Here is a 19,563-nt window from a genome sequence, read left to right as displayed (position 1 = left end):
GGCGTGGAAATCCGAGGGGCTGGCCGGACCCCTAGTGCCCAGGTGCCATGCGGTCATCCGGGATCATTGACCACAGAGTAGCAACACGCTCGGCACCTTGCGGAATCTGGGTAGGGTCTTCCAGTTCGTACTCCCGCAGGACCTCCCGGATCCGTTCAGAAAGCTCCTTGCGCTGCTGGTTGGTCAAGTACAGCAAGTTGCTCGCCAGCACCACCGACGCCGGCTCGTCCGCCGCTTCGCCACGTTGCCGGCGTTCTCCCCGGGCCTTGGCAAAAGCCGATGCCCTGCGCCGGAAGGCATCCAGCTCAAGATCGACCACCGCGATCTCCGGGCTGGCCACGGTGCCGCCTGAAATCCTGAAGTCAGTGCCAGCAGCCTTCCACCGGCGTTCCCTTGCGTCGCCGGCATTTTCCGCCGGAGCAACGATCCCCCATTTCTGGAGCGCACGGAGGTGGTAGCTCATGGCACTGGGCGTCAGGCCGGTACGCGCCGCGAGCTCAGTAGCCGTGTGGCTTACCTGTGTTGCGTAGAGCTCGGAGATAACCTCGAGACGGGCGGCATGCGCCAATGCACGGATAGCCTTGGGATCGGTTATCTCAACCGTTTTCTCGGCCCTCTTGCGCCGCGGGGCATCGCCTGACGCCTGGGATGTCTCGTTGTTCGCAATCACTTCATCAGTGTAAGCAGGGTCACTTACTGCGGACTTGCTACCAAGCGGGCGCGGCGGCCGTGCACTGCTCATGCGGACGCCTCTTGCGTATCCGGGAGGAGGAACCCGTCCAGGACGAGATTCCGTACTTCGGCAAAAAGCCCTTCGCGGAAGGACCCTGAATCGAAGTCGTCTGCGCCTCCCAGGAGTGCTTCCAAGGCTCCGACAATCTGCCGTACCGATAATTGGCCATCACAAGCAGAAACAAAGCCCGCCAGCTCCGTGCTGAGCAGGTTTGTTCGACGAAGGCCGGCCCCCTGCCGGAGGAGGATGACGCCTGGATGCACAGCCCCGGGACGCTGATGGCGCTCTTCAGTGACGTCCTCGGCCACCACAAGGTGTGCTTCCGGCAGACTACTGCCTGAAAGCCAGTCGGAGCGCTCCACGGCCGCGCCGAGATGGGGACCGATAGGTTGCTCAATGGGGTAGGTAATTTCCTCAAACCGGCTAATGCGTGCTTCGTTTGAAGTTTGTGGGCGGCGTAGCCAGATCATGCCAAAGCCGATTCCTTCAACATCCCTCGATGCGAAGTCGTCGAGGTACGCGGCGTACGACTCCTGATAGTGGCTGCGGTCCCGGTTCTCCGAGGCGTCCTGCAGCCACGTCTCTGCGTACTGCTCCGGGTTCAGCTGCTCACGTTGAATGAACCAAACGTCCAAGCCGGAATCTTTGAGCCAGGAGGAAGGCCTGTCATGCCATTGTGTCCCTTTGCGGATCTCCCAGTTGCCGAGCATCTGGGCTGTGCCACCGGGTTCAAGGACGTCTGCCAGCGTCCGCGCCAATGAGGCGACGATCTCGTCACCGGGCAGGCCGCCGTCGCGGTATGTAAATTGATCAGCCAAGGACTCGCCAGCGCTACGCGGGGTAATGACAAAGGGCGGGTTGGAGACGACGAGGCCGAAACGTTCCCCTGCCACGGGTTCCAGGAGCGAGCCCAGGCGCAGGCTGACGCGGGCTTCCAGGTTGTTCGGATCCAGGTCCAGTTCCGGAGCGTTGAGGAGCAGATTGAAACGGGTGAAGGCGAGCGCCCTCCCGGAAATGTCCGTTGCCGTCACGTGTTCGCAGTGATGCAACAAGTGGAACGTCTGGATGCCGCAGCCTGTCCCGAGGTCCAGCGCCCGGTGCGTGTGCTGCCTGATGGTTGTTTGGACAAGGGTTGTTGATGCCCTTCCTATCCCCAGCACGTGATCGTGCCTCAGGACCCCGGCTTGTTGGTGGGCAGCGAGATCGCTGGCTACCCAAAGCTCCGCTCCCCCGCTGCCGTCTGCATTGGCCTCCCAGCCATACGGACGTAGATCCACCTTGGCCGTGGCAACGCCGGCTTCCAAGGTGATAAGTCCGAGCCGGGCGAGGCCTTGGGCGCCGATGGTGGGGAGCGCAAGGTCAACATCGGACTGGGGCTGTGGGACAGCAAGCAACCACAGCCGTACTATGACGGACAGCGCTCGGGTGGTTTCCACCCCGCTCTTGGACGAGCGTTCGCTCACCAACAACGCTGGAATGATCTGGTCCCTGTTCAGTGCGGCATAGGCGGATTCCCCCAGAAGTTCCGCCACGCCGTCGACCGTGTACGAGATGGCGCGAAGGTCAGACGCCAGAGACGCCAGGAGCTCCGGGTGGTCGCTGCGCGGGGCGTCGTCAGTATTGCCATCGGTAAATATTTCGGGGGTTTGAGTCACATTGCAAGTCTATGGGGGCTGCTTCATGGCAGGCGTTCGTGGTTTGGGCTATGTGGACAAAACCTTGCTGTGGGACCCGGTAGCGTGGAAGCATGCTCAACCTCTCCTCCACAAGGCGCAGCGCAGGCCTTGTTGTCATTGCTGCGGGGACGCTACTGGCGGCCACAGCCTGCCAGGGTCCGGTCAGCGTCGAACATGCCGATGTACAGGCGTGGAAGGACAAAGTTCTTCCCACAGCCAGCACCGTGACGTTGGAGGATTCCGGCAAGATCCTGAACCGGGACCCGCTGGTCAAGGAGTCACCGAGCGTTCCCGCCGGGAATTACACACTGACGATGGCTTGTGATGGAGGAGGAAAGGTTTTCTTCGCCGTCTCTTCCGGTGGAAAGCAAATTGCCGATGCGGGAGCCGCCTGCAACGGCAGCCTTGAAGTGGCGAAGATCAAAGTCCCTGCCACCGGCGCCCTCGCTATCTCCACGAGTAGCGTGGATGCCCCGCTGATTTTTGCTTACCAGCTGGTGCCCGCCGCTAATTAACCCCTTCCGCCAGCACTATGGTGCGCTTCCAGGCCAGCGTAAAGTCAACGTATGGGCGGCAACGTGGCTGGCTCGGTTGTGTCCAGACGGCTGTCAAGTGCCGCCGTCGGACTCTTGCTCGTGCTGGGTGGCGCGCTGACGGCGTGCGAGTACACCTATGACGACGGCGGGCGTGCGGATTCCAGCCCCACAGACACTACCGGCAGCAATGTCGTGCTTCCTCCCGACCCAGCCTTGGAGCAAACCGTTACAGGTGAGGCCCTGAAAGAGTGGGCCAAAGCGGCTTTGCCGGAATCGCAGGGGCAGTCGTTCTATTCGAGCAGCGGCTTCCTGAATTCCGGTGAGTCCAGAACTGAGCAGACTGTGCAGCTGCCCGGGGGAACGTACGCCGTGACGCTGGCGTGCCGCGGCACCCGCCGCGTTTCATTCGCAGTCAGCGTAGGCGAGACGGACTTGGTTGACCTGACCCTGGGATGCGCCAATGCCCGGGTGAGCGTGGTGCAGTTGGAAAAGGACGCCATCCTGGCCATCACTGTCGGGGCAAGATCCGACGCGAACTTCGCCTATCGGGTCAGCAGGCTCTGATTGCGTTGCGCCTCAGGCGGCTTCGCAGCCTCCGGGGCAGCGAAGGGTTTCAGGACTTGAGGCACATTCTGCACAGTAGAGAGTCAACGTCCGGCAGCTCAGGTTGGAGCAATTCTCGAACTTGTTGGTAGGCGCGGCGCAGCGAACGCATTCGCCGATGGTCTTCGCTTCGTCGCTGAACTCTACGTGCATGCGTTTGTCGAAAACGTAGAGCGAGCCCTCCCAGAGGCCCTTGTCCTTGAAAGTTTCGCCGTATCGAACAATCCCGCCATCGAGCTGGTACACCTCTTTGAAACCGCGGTTGACCATCAAGCTTGAGAGCACCTCACAACGGATGCCGCCCGTGCAGTAAGTGACTACGGGCTTGTCCTTGAGGGCGTCATACTTGCCGGATTCGAGTTCCTTGATGAAGTCATGGGTGGTGGCGACGTCCGGAACGATGGCGTCCTTGAACTTGCCGATCTGTGCTTCGAACGCGTTGCGGCCGTCGAAGAACACCACCTCTTCCCCGTCCGCTTTCTTTGCGTCCACCAGGGTGTGAAGTTCTTCAGGTTGGAGATGCTTGCCTCCGCCCACCACGCCCTTTTCGTCGACCTTCAGCTCACCGGGAGCTCCGAAGGTAACTATTTCGTCGCGGACCTTAACGCTGAGGCGCGGGAAATCGGCAGCGCCGCCCTCGGACCACTTGAAGTCGATGTCGTGGAAGCCCTTGTATTCGCGGGTGGTTTTCACGTACTGCTTCATGTTGTTGAGCTCGCCGCCAACTGTGGCGTTAATACCGTCCTTGGAGATCAGGATCCGGCCGGTGAGTCCCAGTTTCTCGCAGAGGGCACGCTGCCACAGACGCACGGCGTCGGGGTCGGCGATCGGCGTAAAGCCATAGAAAAGTACGATTCGGTTTAAAGCCACTATTAAAGGGTACTGGTTGTACTAAAATCCACGCCCGCCCCCCGACTCGCTCAACGCCCAGGGGCGGTTTCCAGGCGTCGAAGTCACAATTTCATAAGCAAGGATTCTTCCGCTGACGGGACTCTGTTGCTTGAACGAGCGCTGGCATAGTCTCTCTACATGAGTCCAGACGCCTTGGTTGAAGACATCGCGCACCTCTTGGAAGTCTGGGTGGCCGGTTGGACCGGCTGCCGGGGCTATGAGTCACGACAAGAAGGACGCTTCCCTGCCGCGCTGCGCGCCGATAAAACCGGTGACTGGGAGTACTTCGCCCATGATCCGTCCGATGAAGAGTTCGCCGCCCTCGCTGCGAAGACCGCAGAAGCCGAGACACGGATTCTGACGGTACTCACCAATGACGTCCAGCGTTATAAGTACTTGGCCGAACAGCATGGGCTGAACGTCAACTCGGCGTCCCAGACCATGATGATCGTGGACATGGAAACCCAGGACGCAGAGGATCCATGGCTCCCGGATGACGATCTGGAACTTGCCACTTCAGAATCCAACGGAGTCCACCATGCGGTGGTCCACTCGGGCGAGAACGTGGCCGCCAGCGGCCGGGTATTCGTGGTCAACGGCACCGCGGTTTTCGACAAGATCGTAACTGAGCCTCAATTCCAGCGCCGAGGCCTCGGTAGTTTCATCATGAAGGCCCTCGCCGCCCAAGCGTTCGAGCACGACGTCCAGAACGGGCTTCTCCTGGCATCCTTGGACGGCCAAAAGCTCTACTCCCACCTTGGGTGGGACGTGGTGTGCCACGTTCTGATGATGTCCGTCAGCAGCAACCAAGGTTCCGACCTCTCCGTAGCGTGAGAGCGCGGGTTTAGCGGCTGTTTAGCGGCCCTCTTCGACGGCGGTCCCTTCGGGTGCCGCTGTGGGCGTCGCGGTCGACGCCGCCGCAGAGTGACAGAATGATTTGGTGGCTGCACCGAATTCGCTGATCTCTTTGCTGGGCCGGACCCCGGACCCGGAGCAGCTGCGCCATGTCCACACCATCCCTGCCCGCAAGGCCGTCAACGAACCGTGGCCTGAATGGGTGCACCCGGACATCGTCCAGGCCTACGGCTCCCTGGGCATCCACGAACCCTACCGACACCAGGTCCAGGCCGCCAACCTCGCGCAGGCAGGCCAGCATGTGGTGATCGCAACGGGCACCGCTTCAGGGAAATCGCTCGCCTATCAATTACCCGCACTGGACGCGATCCACCGCTCGGAGCTGAGGGTATTGTCCGAGCCTGGAAAGATCCACGACGACGGTGCTGTGACACTATATTTGTCCCCCACAAAGGCGCTGGCGGCGGACCAATTGGCGGCCATCCGTTCGCTGAAGCTCCCTACCGTCCGTGCAGAAACCTACGACGGCGACACCGACGTCGCGTCGCGCCGTTGGATCCGCGATCATGCCAATTTCATCCTGGCAAACCCGGACATGCTGCACTTTGGCATTCTGCCCAACCACACGTGGTGGGCACGGTTCTTCCGCCGGTTGCGCTATGTGATCGTGGATGAGGCTCATAGTTACCGGGGTGTTTTCGGCTCGCACGTAGCCAACCTCATGAGGCGCCTTCGCCGGATCTGCGCCTACTACGGCGCCGGGAGCTCCTTCCCTGAACCCGTATTCATCGCCGCTTCTGCCACTGCTTCCGAGCCCGCTGTCTCCTTCGGACGGCTCATCGGTGCTCCGGTCAGGGAAGTTTCCGAGGACTGTTCTCCACATGGCTCAACAACCGTGGCGTTCTGGGAGCCTGCCTTGACGGACGTCAAGGGCGAAAACGGAGCGAAGCAACGGCGGACTGCCGTGGCCGAAACAGCCGATATCCTGGCGAACCTTGTTTCCTCCCGGGTACGGACCATTGCCTTTATCAAGTCCCGGCGCGGTGCTGAGTCGATTTCGTCCATCACCAAGCGGCTCTTGGACGAGGTGGATCCCAGCTTGCCCGGCCGCGTGGCCGCGTATCGTTCCGGGTACCTTCCCGAAGAGCGGCGTGCCTTGGAAAAGGCGTTGCGGTCCGGACAGCTGCTGGGGGTTTCCAGTACCTCTGCCCTGGAACTCGGCATCGATATCTCCGGGCTTGACGCGGTATTGGTTGCAGGCTGGCCCGGGACCAGGGCCTCGCTCTTCCAGCAGATTGGACGCGCAGGAAGGGCTGGCCAGGACGCCATAGCGGCGTTCGTGGCAAGCGACGACCCCTTGGATACATACCTTGTGAACCATCCGGAAGCCATCTTCGATGTGTCGGTCGAAGCCACAGTATTTGATCCGGGAAACCCGTACGTCCTGGGACCTCACTTGTGCGCGGCAGCAGCGGAGTTGCCAGTGGGCCCAGCTGAACTCGAACTCTTCGGGCCCACAGCGGAAAGCCTCCTTGACCGGCTGGTCCTGCAGGGGTATCTCCGCAAACGCCCGGCCGGATGGTTCTGGACCCATCCGGAGAGCGCAGCCGGGATGGTGAATTTGCGGGCCGACGGTGGCGGACCTGTGAGCATCGTCGACGCCGGGACAGGTTCCCTTCTGGGGACGATGGATTCGCCGCAGACCCACTATCAGGCCCATACCGGAGCGATCTACGTCCACCAGGGGGACAGCTACCTGGTGGAGGAACTCAACGAGGCCGACCACTGCGTCATGGTGAGGCGCGTGAACCCCGATTTTTACACCACAGCCCGGGATGTAACGCAGATCGAAGTCCTGGAAACCTTGCGCTCGGTCCAGTGGGGCGACATCACTGCGCACTTTGGGGACGTAAAGGTCACAACCCAAGTGGTTTCCTTCCAGCGCAAGGCATTGATTTCGAACGAGATCCTGGGCGAGGAGCCGCTCGATCTCGGGGCCAGGGATCTGTTTACCAAGGCGGTGTGGTTCGTTGTGGACAACAGGTCCCTGCATGGCGCCGGTCTGGTGGAAGCGCAGTTCCCCGGCGCTTTGCATGCGGCGGAACACGCGGCGATCGGCCTCCTTCCGCTGGTGGCGTCCAGTGACCGTTGGGACATTGGCGGTGTATCCACCGCCCTGCATGCTGACACTGGGGTACCAACGATCTTCGTCTACGACGGGCACCCCGGCGGTGCCGGATTTGCCGAGCGCGGCTTTGAGAAGGCCAAGGTCTGGCTTACGGCCACCCGGGAGGCCATCAAGGCGTGCGAATGCGAAGCCGGCTGCCCGTCCTGTGTGCAGTCGCCAAAATGCGGCAACAAGAACAACCCACTGGACAAGGCAGCCGCCATCACACTCCTGGATGTCCTCTTGAAAGACGCCGTCTAGCCTGGGCAGTTCCAACCAACCCCGTGGCCCAGCCCCTTTGGCTAAGGAGGCGGCCCAGCCCGCGCCCTGCCTGTAGCCGTGCCGAAGAGGAACGGTTGGTCCAGCTCGGTGGCGACCTCCACGACTTCGCCCCGGACGACGTCGCAGGCAGTCACTGTGGCACCCTGCTGTCCTGCCACTCCGGCCGCCACGGCACAGGGCTCACCGGAGGCTATTCCACGCGCAGCATCGGCTGCCGCGAGAGCTGCCAGGTCTGCTGCCGACGCAGCCCGCGACGCCATGACCCCCGCTTGGGCAAGAAGCAGCAGCCCGGCAAGCAATGCCAGGACTGCAAACCCCAGTGTTAGCGCCAGAACTGTGCCGGATCCTTGCTCAGGGTGTGACGCTACAGGAGGACCATCAAGGGTTCTCCGCCGCGGGCAGCGCACCCTCACAAGGGAATCCATGGGTTCGCCGCAACCCGTAAGGCGGTATCCCCCGGGGGCATGTTCCACGGTGATGCCACTTGCGCTGCACCGACCATAGAGGCTCCCGAGCCTGCGGGTATGTCGCTCACGTCGCTCCGACCAGATGCCTTGGGTGTTTCACCGCGGGCTGAGGCTCGCGGCATGTCGCCCACGTCGCTCCTAACGGCTGCCCCGGGTGTTTCAGCCCGGGCCGACGCCGAAGCCGTCAAAGTCCAAGGGATCAGTGAGCCCAACGAACCTCCTACCGCTGCGGAGGCTGTCACGGTCATCCAATCGCCATCCCTTGGCACCCCCGCGGTGGCCCCCTCGCCCGCCAAACGCCTGACGATACCCTGCACCTCGCCAGTGTTCTCGCCCCGCGCAAGCCCTCGAGCACCGGCCCTGGCCGCCTCCTCCAAACGTAACTGAGTTATCCCCGCTGCACCGGCCGCCAGCAAGAAGGCGAACAGCAGAATCACCGCTGGCAGGGCGACGGCGAACTCTGCTGTTACGGCACCACGTTGCTTCTGCCTTGCGGGCATTTTGATGGGGAGAGGTAGCGGCTTGATTGGGAGAGGCAACAGCTTGATCGGGAGAGGCACCAGCGAGGTCACGGCAAGGACAACGCGGTGCGAACCAGGTTGAGCAGGAATCCTCGAACTTCCTCGCTCCGCAGGATAACCACCAGCAAACCAGCGAGGCCCACGGCCGCGAGCGTTGCTATGGCGTATTCCGCTGTTGCCATGCCGCCTTCGGAGCCCATGAGCGGGGTTCGCCTAAGGGTCGTCTGCCTGAGAGGGGTCTGCCTGAGGGTGGTTTGGCTGAAAGTGCTCCGCGTGGGAGTGGTCTGCTTGGGGTTGGTCGGCTTCGAGCTGGTCTGTCGGCGAATCCCGCCGGGTGTACCACTGTGCAGGTAGTTGGTCCACTTGCTGGTCCACGCTGTCCCAACCCGTTGGTTGTCCAACTGCTGGATTGCGGCCGGGGCGTGAGGTTCTGCTCGGTTAAACAGCTCGATCTCCAGCTGCTCCATCCCATGCTCTTCAATCCCGAACTGCGCACCCGCGCGGTTGCCACTCTTGTGGTGTGGGGCCTCATCCTGGCCGCTGCCATGCCCGACGGATGCAAGACCGGCAATATTTGCTGCGAGCGCACGCGATGCGTTCCGTCGGTCAGAGCGCCGGGCGGGGAGGGTGCTGGAGGGAGTTTCCATAGTGTGTTCCTTTCAGAAAAGCCGGCAGATCTGCCGGGGTGAAATCGACTCTTCCTTGACTCCGGCCGACCCTTAAGCCCCTGGTTCATCCAAGTGGATAAACCCCCGCGGGGACTGGTTGTGGAGGAAGAGAGCGGACTGTGTGGAGGAAGGGTCGGCTGCCGTGCATGTGCTGGTGCCCTGTACTTATCCAGCCGGAAGCATGGCAATGAGGACAGGCACGATTCCCAGGCAAATGAATGCCGGCAAGGAACAAAGGCCCAGGGGAACCACAAGCTTCACTCCCAGGGCGGCAGCTCGCTTCTCGGCGGCACGGAATTGCTCGCGGCGCTCCCTGGCCGCTTGGGCATAAAGAATGGAAGCCGAGGGCGCACCGGTCAATGCGGCGAAAGCCAGAGCATCCTTCAAGCGCGCTACCTCGGGCTGATGGCGGGTAGGGTTTCGCCAGGCAGCGTCCCAGTCGGCCCCCATGGCCAGCGCAGCCACGACGGGACGGAGATCCTGGCTGATTTTCGGTGCGGCGCTTCGGGAAATCAGTTCCAGTGCCCGCCCGATTCCGGCGCCTGCATCCAGCATGGAAGCTACGAGTTCCAGCATCATCGCCGTGTCCCGAAGCCCGTCCCCGGCAGCGGCGGCATCTGGTTGAAGGCTGGGGTCATCCTTGGAGTTACGGTCCTTGGAGTTAGGATCCTCGGCCAAAGTTGCCTGCAGCCGGGCGCGAAGCCCTGCTGGCCTGGCGAATCCCACAAACGCTGCCAGGGCCAGTACCGCCACGAGCGCAAACAACATCATGTGGCCCCTACCGCCGAAGCGACGAGTCGGGAGGACCACACACGCCCTGCCACGGTCAGCAGAAGGCCAATGATCAGCGTGGCCACTCCGAGGATATTACCCAGCAGGATTCCCAACGGGTCCACCCCGAGGGCCATCCCTAGTACCAAGCCAAGGACCGGGAGCCAGGACAGCAGCCTCACGGTGGCTTTGGGTCCAGCGAGGGCAGTTTGACGTGCTGCTTCAGAATCCTCCTCAGCTTCGAGTTGTGCTGCGAACCGGGTGAGGAGCTCTGCGAGTGGACAGCCGCTGGTTTCGGCCACATCAAGGCATGCAGCCAATTCCATCCAGATGCGGCGTTCTGTGCTTCCCCGGCCCGGATAGACCTTCGCGGAGGTGTTGCGAATGGCTTCTGCTGGGGAATTTCCAATGCTTGAGGCTGCCCCCGCTGAGGCCAGCACCCTGACTGATTCCACTGAGATTCCTGGAGCCGGTTGGTGGGCTGTGGTCCTCGGATTGGCCTCCAGCCCCGGTCCGGAGCTGTGGACGAGCCATAACTCTTCCCAAAGCTGCGATTGTCCGCGTCCTCCTCGCAGGAGTGCAGCGAGCTGCTGCACCAACACCACGAGGGATAAGGGTTCTACCTTTGCCCGCCACAGCCGGCGCCACGGCCTTTTGCCCGCTCCTGGTGTTGCGTGCTCTTTCCGAACACCGGTCCCACTCAGGGGCGAGGGCTTGGCGAGTCTTGCCCGCATTCGCCGACTGCCGGCTTGGGGCGGCTTGAGCTGGAGCCATGCCGCCAGCGCCAGGGCTAGAACCAAGGCGGGAATCATAAGTCCAAACCCATCACTGTGAGTACATCCGTGCCGACGGGGAGGCCCTGCAAAGATCCGCCCGCCTCCCCGGATAATCCAGGAGAAAGCCGTAAATTCAACTCCGCCCACGCTGGTCCATGCACCAGTCCTTCGGGGCTACATCGCAGTGCGGTCACCACTCGTTGGCCATCCAAGGAGTCAGTCAGCACGCCAATCGAGCCTATTTTCCGCCCCAAAGGCGTCCGTTCCACATGAATCACTACGTCCAATGCACTTGAGACCTGCAACCGCACGGCCTCGGCGTTCAACCCTGCGAGCGCGCCGAGGGCTGTCAGCCGTGCCGGAACTGCTTCCGCCGTGTTGGCGTGGATCGTTCCTCCACCGCCTGTATGACCGGTATTGAGCGCGGTGAGCAACTCGCGGACTTCGGCACCGCGGCACTCTCCCACAATGAGCCGATCCGGACGCATACGCAGGGCTTGACGGACCAACTCGCCAAGATCCAGCGCTCCACCTCCCTCAAGGTTTCCATGGCGCGATTCAAGGGTGACTACATGCGGGTGGATCGGGTTGAGTTCAGCGGCATCTTCGATCAATACCAAACGTTCGGACGGATGGCACAGCCCGAGCATGGTGGACAGGAGCGTTGTCTTCCCGGATCCGGTGGCACCGCTGACCAGGAAGCTCAGGCGCCGCTCCACAATCGCGCGGAGAAGAGCCTCGATGTGCTGATCGAACATGCCACCTTCACGCAATTCAGCCATGGTGAAGGTTTCTTCGCGTCGAATTCGAATCGACAGCAGAGTCCCAGCAGTTGATATCGGCGCCAGAACTGCGTGCACGCGATAGCCGCCTTTGAGCCTGACATCTACGCAGGGAGAGCCATCGTCCAACCGGCGACCACCTGCAGAGACCAGCCTTGCGGCCAGCGCCCTGACTTGCTGTTCAGAATCGAAATGCACGGGGGACCGTTCCAGGCCCCGTCCCCGGTCGAGCCAGACGGACTCGGGGCCATTGACAAAAATGTCTGTGACCGAGGGATCGTGCGCAAGCTGCTGCAGGGGCCCCAGACCATTCAGTTCCGCAGTGATGGATTCCGCGGCTTCCAGTGCTCCCGCGGTACCCAACAGTTTGCCGGTGGCCTGCACGGCGGCCGCAACGGTGGAGGGTGTTACTGGCCCCCTTCCCGAGAGCACAGACTCCCGGACGGTTTCAAGAAGGACGGCGTCCAACCGACGGCTCTGACTCCGGCGCCCTGCGGTGAAGGGTGTTCCCGTCCGAGGCCAACCTTGGCCGCTTCTGTCCTGACGGCTCATTCAATCGTGCCGTTCAATTCCAGCACGCCCCGGGCGAACCGGTTCACGGACTTGCGACGGCCCAGCTCAAGGAGCCGACCGAGTTCTGTCCCTGCGGCCGCTCCTCGAATCTCCGGAAGAATCCCCAAGAGCGGCAGTCCCAACGACTCGGCAATGAGTTGCGCATCAACGGCCGAAGGGCCACCACGCCGGACCACCAATCCCGTATCCAGGGGTGGCAGCTCGTTGAGGATGCGTGCCGCGGCGACAGCCGGTTTCAGGTGGGCTGTGGTCATCAACAGGATCTTCTCGCAGTTCCAGGCAAAGGTTCGCAGGCATTCCTCACTGCGCCCGATGTCCACCACAACGAGTTCGAAACTTCGTCGCGCCGCATCCATGACAGCGGCCACAGAACCGGCATCCGGTGTTGTGAACGCTTCACGTGTACCCGGCCATGACAGGAACGCGAAGCCACCGGCCACTGGCAGGGAGTCCCTGAATTGGACGGAATCAATGCTTCCCCGCGTTTCGGCGAAGTCCGGCCAGCGCAAGCCGGTCAGCTCTTGAACAGTAATTGCCAGTTCCAGGCCCCCACCCCGGGGATCTCCGTCCATCAGCATGGTGCTGATGCCGTCGCCCGCCGCTGCCTGGGCAAGCCAAATTGCTGTGGTGGAGGCTCCAGCCCCGCCACAACCTCCCACGATCCCGATAACGAACCCGCCAGGTTCCGGCGAACCGGACACACTCAAGTACTCGGCCAACCAGTTTGCGGCCTCGGGAAGGACAGCTACGCGCTCTGCGCCCAGGGCTGCAGCCAGCCGCCACAACCCATCGCCCTCAACAGACCTGCCCAGTAAGACAGTGGGCGCCTGCCTTCGAGGCGGCAGCTCGCGGATGTCGCTGCCCACCAGGACAACGTCGGCGCCATCCCAGCCAAGCATTGCCGCTCCTACGTCGGCGGCCAGCTCGAGGCTGCCACCTGCGGCAGCGACGATTCTTCGCGCTTCTTCCTGAAGGTAGGCGTCGCCGGTGACGAGGAGGATATCGGCAGCTTCCCCTGGCATCCAGGAATCGTCCGCAGCCTGCCCCAAGAGTTCGTTGCTGGACCGTCTGTGCCCAAGATGTCGCTTGCTCATGAAGCCACTTTCCCGGCGTCGAAGCCTGGAACATAAGCTCTCAAACGCCCCATGTGGACAACCCGGCCCAAACAAGGAGTGTGGAGGAACAGTTGATGTACTCCGACACGGCAGAATGGAAACCATGTATTTGTTGCTCGCCGCCCATCCGGACGGCGCAGCCATACAAAGAGTCTCTCCGACGGGGAAGGCCACCACCGACCCTCGCGTCGTCGCGCGAGGTGAGCTACCCGGCGTCGTCCGTGAACTGGAAAGCCAGCGGCCCCGCTGGGTGTGGCATCGCGCGCAGGACTGCTACCCGGAACTCCTGAGGAACGGCGTGAAACTGGAGCGCTGCCACGACCTCGCACTCTGCGGAGCTATCCTGGCGCACTCCTCTTTCACGGCGCACACAGACTACGCAAAGAACGCTGAAAAGCTCACGCAGGACGACGATTCAACGCCGCCCCGCGCACTGCAGCCCCCACCCCCGCCCGCCGATCAGGGCGCACTCTTCGAAGACTTCACCCCGACGTCCAAAAGTCCGGGGCTGGCTGAACTGCGGGATGAGTTTGCTGCGCAACAGCACGCGATCGCCCAGGTCCCTGCAGACGACCAACGGAAGCAACGCCTGCAATTGCTGCTCGCGGCCGAGTCCGCCTGTGCAATCGTTGCGGTGGAAATGCAACACGCCGGCGTTCCCTGGCGGGAAGAGGTGCACGAACAGATCCTTGCCGACGTACTCGGGCCCCGTCCGCCACTTGGCCACAGGCCCCGGGCACTTGAGATGCTGTGCAACGAGCTGCGGGAGATCCTCACGTCACCAAGCCTGAACCCGGACTCCCCTCAGGACCTTATGCGGGCCCTTCATCGGAACGGAATCGAAGTCAAAAGCACCCGGCAATGGGAGCTCCAGGAGTCCAAACACCCTGCGATCCAGCCCCTGCTTGCGTACAAGAAGCTATCCCGCCTGCACACCGCCAATGGTTGGGCCTGGCTGGATGCCTGGGTCCAGGATGGCCGGTTCCACCCCGAGTATGTGGTGGGAGGCGTGGTGTCCGGAAGGTGGGCCTCCCGCGGCGGAGGTGCTTTGCAGATTCCCCGGAATATCCGTGCCGCAGTCCGTGCGGACCCTGGCCACAAGCTCATCGTCGCCGATGCCTCCCAACTGGAACCTCGCGTCCTTGTAGCGCTCGCCCAAGACACAAAAATGGCCGAGGCCGCGCGCGACAAGGACCTTTACGCCGGTATAGCAGCCCAAGGCTTCGGCGGGGATCGGTCCAAGGCGAAGGTTGCGCTGCTCGGCGCCATTTACGGCGCCACCACCGGTGAATCGGGCAGGCTCATGCCGCAGTTGGCCCGCACGTATCCGCGAGCGGTGGGCTTTGTTGAGCAGGCAGCGAGGGAAGGCGAGGCAGGGCGGACCGTCACCACCCGTTTGGGACGAAGCAGCCCACCGCCGTCCCACGGCTGGTTGCGAAGCCAACAGTCCACCACCGCCGAGGAGCAGCGGCGAGCCGATAACCTGGCGCGCTCCCGTGGCCGCTTCACGCGAAACTTCGTGGTCCAGGGTTCGGCCGCGGAATGGGCTTCCTGCTGGTTGGCGGAATTACGACGGCGGCTGCGGGCCTTGGGTGCCGAAGGCTTACCCTCAGGGGAACTCGTCTTCTTCCTCCACGACGAAGTGATGGTCCATGCCCCGGATGAAGCCGTGGATGCCTGTATCCAGGCGATCGAGGAGTCTGCAAACGCAGCGAAAGAGCTTATGTTCGGCCGGATTCCGGTCGAATTCCCGGTGAGTGTCGCCGTCGTCGATTCTTACGACAAAGCGAAGTAGGCACCTGCTTGTCCGCCGGGAGCAACCGGGGGAAACTGGCCACGTGGGTTCGGACGTGCGTGATTCCGTGGATTCGTACATCGCTTTCCAACTTGCAGAGCTGGAGGGCTGTTTGCCGCTGGTTGGCGCGGCCGACCAGGACGCCGTCCACGGCGCCCGGCTGGCGCTTCGGCGGCTTCGTTCTGTCCTTTCATGCTACAAATCCGTTCTCCCTGACATCCCGCAGGCCACGGGCCGAGATGTCCGGTGGCTGGCGCGCTCCCTCGGCGAAGCCCGCGACGCATACGTTCTGTCCCAGCGTTTAACCCTATGGCTGGACGCATCAGAGGCCTGGTTGTCGCCGGAAGCACTCCATGAAGCCGTGAACCAGCTCCTGGCCAGCAGTAATGCAATGGCTACCCGGGTCGGGACCGGAAGGCGATGGCAGGGAATCGTCAGGGCAACCCGTCAAGCCCTCCTTCCTGCAACTGCCCACATGGCGGCACAGGAAATTGACCACCATCCCAGCCTCCTCGAGGTAGCAGAACTCCTGCAGCCGCGTTGGGAGACGGTGCAGAAGAGCTTGGAAGCTGCGCAACGAAGCCTGGAAACGGATAGCCCGCAGGCTGATGAAGCGGAACGCAACGAAGTGCTCCATGGCGCGCGAAAGGACATCAAAGTATTGCGGTACTCCGTGGAGGCGGTGGCCCATGTCCTGGGTGCAGGCGCCACGGCGATCATCCAACCATCGATGATCCTGCAGCGTCTCCTCGGGGAACAACACGACAGCGTGGCTGGCCAGGCATGGATAAAAAGCCTTGCAGAAATGCCCGGGGCAGAGCCTTTGGACGTCGAGGCCCTTCAAAGCATGGAACAGCGTCGGCTCGCCGAGACCGAGGCCAGCCTCCGGGCAGCGTTGCTCAGCTCCCCTATCCCAGAGCCTCGCCGAATGCTGCTGGGTTGATCATTCGCCCCGTTCGCCGTCGACGGGCCAAGCGCCCCAGATTAGCTGCCACCCTCAGAACAAGCCAGTCACATCTCGCAGTGTGATGGTGCATGACAATTCCATGACCGGTACCCCAAAGTAACTTTCTTTCCTGCCTCCTTCTGGATACGTTCTCTAGGTGGGACCGGCACACCGGCCCACGACTGTTGCAAGGAAGCATCAAGGGGGACAGCACAAAATGGCTGGCAGGTTCGAAATTCTCAAAGACAGCGACGGCTCGTACCGGTTTCGCCTTACAGCGGCGGACGGAACGGTTGTAGCGGAGTCACCAACGTTCAAACATCTCAAGGGCGTGGTGGACGGCATTAATGCAGTGCGTGAAAACGCCGCAACAGGGCTGATCGTGGACCGCTCGACGGCGAACCGAAGGGCCGCCTGAACGGCGCCTGCGGCGGAGCTGCTAGAGCTCGATCTCGTACAGCTTGTCCTGGTCCCAGGGGACCGTCCATCCGAGTTCGTCGAACAAACCGCTGAGTACCATCCCGGTAAAGCCCCAGACCACCACGCCGTTGACCCTAAAACCCGGACTCCTGAAAGTCCGGCCGAAGCGGGAAATAGTGGCGGTTACGCGGTTGACGGGGTCCAGGAGATCCCGAACCGGTACCCGGAACACCTGGGCGGACTCAGCGTAATCGACGACGCGAACGGGTGATGGCGAGTCCCACCAGGCAAGTACGGGTGTCACCCGGAAATTACTGCGGATCAGCCCGAGCTCGGGGATGACGCCCAACACCTTCACGCCACTGACGTCCAGCCCGGTCTCTTCCACTGCCTCACGCAAGGCGGCGGACACCACGGAGTCATCCTCCGGATCCACGCTCCCGCCTGGAAATGCTACCTGGCCGGGATGGTCGTCCAGGGTGTGAGCCCGTTCAAGCAGGAGGACATCGAGGTCCGCCGGCGCAAAGGGGCGTCCGGATTCGGCCGGGACATTGTCCAGCACACCAAAGAGCATGAGCACCGCGGCGGCGCGATTGGTTTCCGGCGTGACGGGCAACTGCGCCCAGTGCGAAGAATGCTGCTGCTCGCCCGCCTCAAAACGGGCCACTAACTTGGCAAGGTCCTCAAACGCGGTCACCCGGGCCTCCTCTGTGATTCCATCCGGATCTCCGCCGCCCTGTGCGTCTCGGCCAGCAACTTCTCCAACAGTGCCTCGTTGCCGGGCGCGAGCTCGTACTTCAACAACTTTGCAGCCTTGACCGGGTCCGTCTCGCCGTCGCCATAGCTGGGACAGAGGCTGGCAACGGGGCACGCTCCACAGGCGGGTTTCTTAGCGTGGCATATCCTGCGGCCGTGGAAGACCACGCGATGCGAAAGCATGGTCCAGTCGCGTGGTTCAAAGAGCTCAGCGACGTCGAATTCGATCTTCACGGGATCATCGGATACCGTCCACCCGAAACGGCGTGCCAGCCTCCCGAAGTGCGTATCAACAGTAATTCCGGGGATACCAAAGGCGTTCCCGAGGACCACGTTGGCTGTTTTCCGCCCGACGCCCGGAAGCGTCACGAGATCCTCGAGGCGACCTGGAACCTCGCCGTCGTACTCGTCCACTAAACGGGTGCTAAGAGCCAGGACGTTCCTGGCCTTTGCCCTGAAGAAACCAGTGGGCTGCAGGATCGATTCCAGCTCAGCAGGGTCCGCTTCCGCCAAGGCACGGGCGTCCGGGTAGCGTGCAAACAGGATCTTGGTGACCTGGTTGACCAGTACATCGGTGGTCTGGGCTGAGAGGACCGTGGCCACCACAAGCTCAAACGGGTTCCGGAAATCCAGCTCCGCGTGAGCATAAGGGTATTTGTCAGCGAGGATCCTGTTGATCTTGCGTGCCCGACGTTTCAAGGCGAGCAGGGAACCAGCTTCAGCGATGGTCACAGCGTCCTGCTCAGCCGCGTTCGATATTGCTGAGCTCCCGCAGGACCCCAACCTTGCCATCGGTGTCCTGAACCAGGAATTCGTCGCCACGGTCCTCGAGCGCCAGAACCCAACCGCCCGGCTCAATGGTGAACGCCGGAGCACCTGTCCGTTCGTCATAGGCAGTTCGGGGCTGGGCTACGGCAAACCAGAAGGCTTCATAGGCAGGAGAGGACCCGGAGTCATCAGGACGGCTGGACGGATCCACGGTGGCACCAATGGAGTCGCTCACGGAACGGGTATTGGAGGACACGATAGGCGTGGCCATGGTGGCAGCCCATCCGCGGTCATTGCCGGGCGTCTGGGAGGCCGGCGTCTGGACAGCCGGTTGCTGGGCGTGCTGGGTGGTGGCCGGTGCCTGCGTCGGCGACTGCGGTTCTCCCGGGTTGCCAAAGACAACGTCGGGCTCGGCCGGTGAAGGCTCCGCTGGCGAAGGCTCTGCCGGCGAAGCCTGAGCGGGCGACCCGGACGCAGCCGAGGCCGCGGCGGTTGGAGCCGCAGCGGCGGGCGAGGGGGCCGCGGAGGGGGCGGCAGCTTGAGATTCCGCAGGAGGCGTGGAATCAGCCGAATGCACGACGGCGGGCCCAGCAGTTGGGGCCGGAGCAACGGGGCCGGACGTGGCTGGCGGAGCGTAAGGGCTCGCGCCGGCTGCCGGAGCATATGGATGGGCACCGGCAGAACCTGCACCCTGTGCCTGATACCCCGTTGCTTGGAATCCCGGCGTAGAAGGCAACCCGCTGGCTGGCTTGGGCGCTTTGGTTTCCTTGGGAGGCTTCGGGGCAGCAGGTTTACGGGTGGGAATCGCGGCCTGGCGGGCAACCATGTGGGCCGGCGTTTCAGCGCGGCCCTTGAAATCGGCCGACAGGAAGGGCAGATGCGGGGCCAGAACGGTGGCCGCCAGCAAGCCCAAGGAACCCACCAGGCCCAGCAGGACACTGCCGTTGAAGGAATCGGCGATCGTCAGGAAGAACAGCGGTACCGCAAATGCAGCGGTCACGGAAGCGAACTGGTCAATCGACAGCGAGCCGACGCGGACAATGGTCCCGGGCTGCAGCCGGCGGGCAACGAAAAGCGCCACAACCACCACCGGCAGGATGATTCCCAGAAGGAGGAAGAAAAGGTTGTCCAGGTTCCACAGGTTATAACGGCCCCCGAACATCGGCAGCAGCGAGGCGATGAACATCAGGAGTACAGAACCGAAAACCGTGAGGTCACGAATGGTGAAAGGGCCGGCAACAGCCTCGTATTTGGTGGGTGCGCCTGAGACGGACTTCGCAGCCGTGGTGGTACCGGCGTCGTTCGCCTTTCCAGCCGCGGTGTCCGGTCCCGTCGGGTGTGAGTCGTGCGGGCCTGGGCTCAGCTGGTTCATCTGTTTCTCCTTCGTACGGCGGCGTCTTGGACAGTCCGGACCGGTATTTTCCGCAGGGTTTCCGCGGAAAACCGGGCACACCTGACGATG

General features: G+C 62.6%; 20 protein-coding genes. 7 read left to right on the top strand and 13 right to left on the bottom strand.

The features are described from left to right. Positions 1-31: 31 nt before the first annotated feature. Together ABIE18_RS16605 and ABIE18_RS16600 are read right to left on the bottom strand one after the other, a co-directional pair. A complete protein-coding gene (locus ABIE18_RS16605; protein ID WP_499723744.1) occupies positions 32-742 on the bottom strand; it encodes an ArsR/SmtB family transcription factor in 711 nt (236 codons plus the stop codon). Next, complete coding sequence (locus tag ABIE18_RS16600; protein WP_499723743.1) at positions 739-2,388, bottom strand: DUF7059 domain-containing protein; 1,650 nt, start codon at positions 2,386-2,388, stop codon at positions 739-741. Before ABIE18_RS16600 ends, ABIE18_RS16605 begins: the two co-directional genes overlap by 4 nt. Before the next feature lie 92 nt (positions 2,389-2,480). Between ABIE18_RS16600 and ABIE18_RS16595 the strand changes: the two genes are divergently transcribed. Then, positions 2,481-2,924, top strand: coding sequence for a DUF6023 family protein (locus tag ABIE18_RS16595; protein WP_499723742.1), 444 nt, complete (start codon positions 2,481-2,483; stop codon positions 2,922-2,924). 51 nt (positions 2,925-2,975) lie between these two features. Then, positions 2,976-3,509: a DUF6023 family protein gene (locus ABIE18_RS16590; RefSeq protein ID WP_499723741.1), complete on the top strand. Its 534-nt coding sequence runs from the start codon at positions 2,976-2,978 to the stop codon at positions 3,507-3,509. 12 nt (positions 3,510-3,521) lie between these two features. Here the strand turns inward: ABIE18_RS16590 and trhO are convergent, their stop codons facing one another. Beyond that, positions 3,522-4,418 carry an oxygen-dependent tRNA uridine(34) hydroxylase TrhO gene (gene trhO, locus ABIE18_RS16585; RefSeq protein ID WP_499723740.1) on the bottom strand — a complete coding sequence of 299 codons (897 nt, stop codon included), beginning with the start codon at positions 4,416-4,418 and terminating at the stop codon, positions 3,522-3,524. Positions 4,419-4,577: 159 nt separating this feature from the next. On the opposite strand from trhO, the gene ABIE18_RS16580 reads away from it, so the two are divergent. Further along, positions 4,578-5,273, top strand: coding sequence for a GNAT family N-acetyltransferase (locus ABIE18_RS16580; RefSeq protein WP_499723739.1), 696 nt, complete (start codon positions 4,578-4,580; stop codon positions 5,271-5,273). A gap of 106 nt (positions 5,274-5,379) precedes the next feature. Continuing rightward, the gene (locus ABIE18_RS16575) at positions 5,380-7,722 is read left to right on the top strand and encodes a DEAD/DEAH box helicase (protein ID WP_499723738.1); all 2,343 of its coding nucleotides are present in this window, start codon (positions 5,380-5,382) and stop codon (positions 7,720-7,722) included. Positions 7,723-7,763: 41 nt separating this feature from the next. On the opposite strand, the gene ABIE18_RS16570 is transcribed toward ABIE18_RS16575, so the two are convergent. From ABIE18_RS16570 to ssd, 7 genes are all read right to left on the bottom strand, one after another. Beyond that, a complete protein-coding gene (locus ABIE18_RS16570; protein WP_499723737.1) occupies positions 7,764-8,168 on the bottom strand; it encodes an Rv3654c family TadE-like protein in 405 nt (134 codons plus the stop codon). Further along, positions 8,153-8,710: a TadE family type IV pilus minor pilin gene (locus ABIE18_RS16565; protein ID WP_499723736.1), complete on the bottom strand. Its 558-nt coding sequence runs from the start codon at positions 8,708-8,710 to the stop codon at positions 8,153-8,155. The genes ABIE18_RS16570 and ABIE18_RS16565 overlap by 16 nt, the downstream gene beginning before the upstream one ends. Before the next feature lie 68 nt (positions 8,711-8,778). Beyond that, positions 8,779-9,198: a DUF4244 domain-containing protein gene (locus ABIE18_RS16560; RefSeq protein WP_499723905.1), complete on the bottom strand. Its 420-nt coding sequence runs from the start codon at positions 9,196-9,198 to the stop codon at positions 8,779-8,781. A gap of 366 nt (positions 9,199-9,564) precedes the next feature. Further along, positions 9,565-10,170: a type II secretion system F family protein gene (locus ABIE18_RS16555; RefSeq protein ID WP_499723735.1), complete on the bottom strand. Its 606-nt coding sequence runs from the start codon at positions 10,168-10,170 to the stop codon at positions 9,565-9,567. Continuing rightward, the gene (locus tag ABIE18_RS16550) at positions 10,167-10,625 is read right to left on the bottom strand and encodes a type II secretion system F family protein (protein WP_499723734.1); all 459 of its coding nucleotides are present in this window, start codon (positions 10,623-10,625) and stop codon (positions 10,167-10,169) included. Before ABIE18_RS16550 ends, ABIE18_RS16555 begins: the two co-directional genes overlap by 4 nt. A 353-nt stretch (positions 10,626-10,978) precedes the next feature. Next, positions 10,979-12,280 (bottom strand): TadA family conjugal transfer-associated ATPase, encoded by a 1,302-nt coding sequence (locus tag ABIE18_RS16545; RefSeq protein WP_499723733.1) that lies wholly within the window; start codon positions 12,278-12,280, stop codon positions 10,979-10,981. Continuing rightward, positions 12,277-13,395, bottom strand: a complete 1,119-nt coding sequence (ssd, locus tag ABIE18_RS16540; protein ID WP_499723732.1) for a septum site-determining protein Ssd — start codon at positions 13,393-13,395, stop codon at positions 12,277-12,279. Before ssd ends, ABIE18_RS16545 begins: the two co-directional genes overlap by 4 nt. A 124-nt stretch (positions 13,396-13,519) precedes the next feature. On the opposite strand from ssd, the gene ABIE18_RS16535 reads away from it, so the two are divergent. The 3 genes from ABIE18_RS16535 (at position 13,520) to ABIE18_RS16525 (ending at position 16,575) form a co-directional block, all read left to right on the top strand. Next, positions 13,520-15,211 carry a bifunctional 3'-5' exonuclease/DNA polymerase gene (locus tag ABIE18_RS16535; protein WP_499723731.1) on the top strand — a complete coding sequence of 564 codons (1,692 nt, stop codon included), beginning with the start codon at positions 13,520-13,522 and terminating at the stop codon, positions 15,209-15,211. A 43-nt stretch (positions 15,212-15,254) separates the two neighbouring features. Continuing rightward, positions 15,255-16,154, top strand: a complete 900-nt coding sequence (locus ABIE18_RS16530) for a CHAD domain-containing protein (RefSeq protein ID WP_499723730.1) — start codon at positions 15,255-15,257, stop codon at positions 16,152-16,154. Positions 16,155-16,374: 220 nt separating this feature from the next. Continuing rightward, positions 16,375-16,575 carry a YegP family protein gene (locus ABIE18_RS16525; protein ID WP_223934443.1) on the top strand — a complete coding sequence of 67 codons (201 nt, stop codon included), beginning with the start codon at positions 16,375-16,377 and terminating at the stop codon, positions 16,573-16,575. Between the two features lie 21 nt (positions 16,576-16,596). Here the strand turns inward: ABIE18_RS16525 and ABIE18_RS16520 are convergent, their stop codons facing one another. From ABIE18_RS16520 to ABIE18_RS16510, 3 genes are read right to left on the bottom strand one after another with little or no spacing between them, the layout of a single operon-like run. Next, positions 16,597-17,274, bottom strand: a complete 678-nt coding sequence (locus ABIE18_RS16520) for an NUDIX hydrolase (protein ID WP_499723729.1) — start codon at positions 17,272-17,274, stop codon at positions 16,597-16,599. Continuing rightward, complete coding sequence (gene nth / locus ABIE18_RS16515; RefSeq protein WP_477516400.1) at positions 17,271-18,065, bottom strand: endonuclease III; 795 nt, start codon at positions 18,063-18,065, stop codon at positions 17,271-17,273. The genes ABIE18_RS16520 and nth overlap by 4 nt, the downstream gene beginning before the upstream one ends. A gap of 10 nt (positions 18,066-18,075) precedes the next feature. Then, positions 18,076-19,473: a hypothetical protein gene (locus ABIE18_RS16510; protein ID WP_499723728.1), complete on the bottom strand. Its 1,398-nt coding sequence runs from the start codon at positions 19,471-19,473 to the stop codon at positions 18,076-18,078. Positions 19,474-19,563: the final 90 nt, after the last annotated feature.

This window comes from Arthrobacter sp. 2762, from assembly GCF_040548745.1.
In the GTDB taxonomy this organism is placed as follows: domain Bacteria; phylum Actinomycetota; class Actinomycetes; order Actinomycetales; family Micrococcaceae; genus Arthrobacter.
This window is presented reverse-complemented; position numbering and strand designations above follow the sequence as displayed.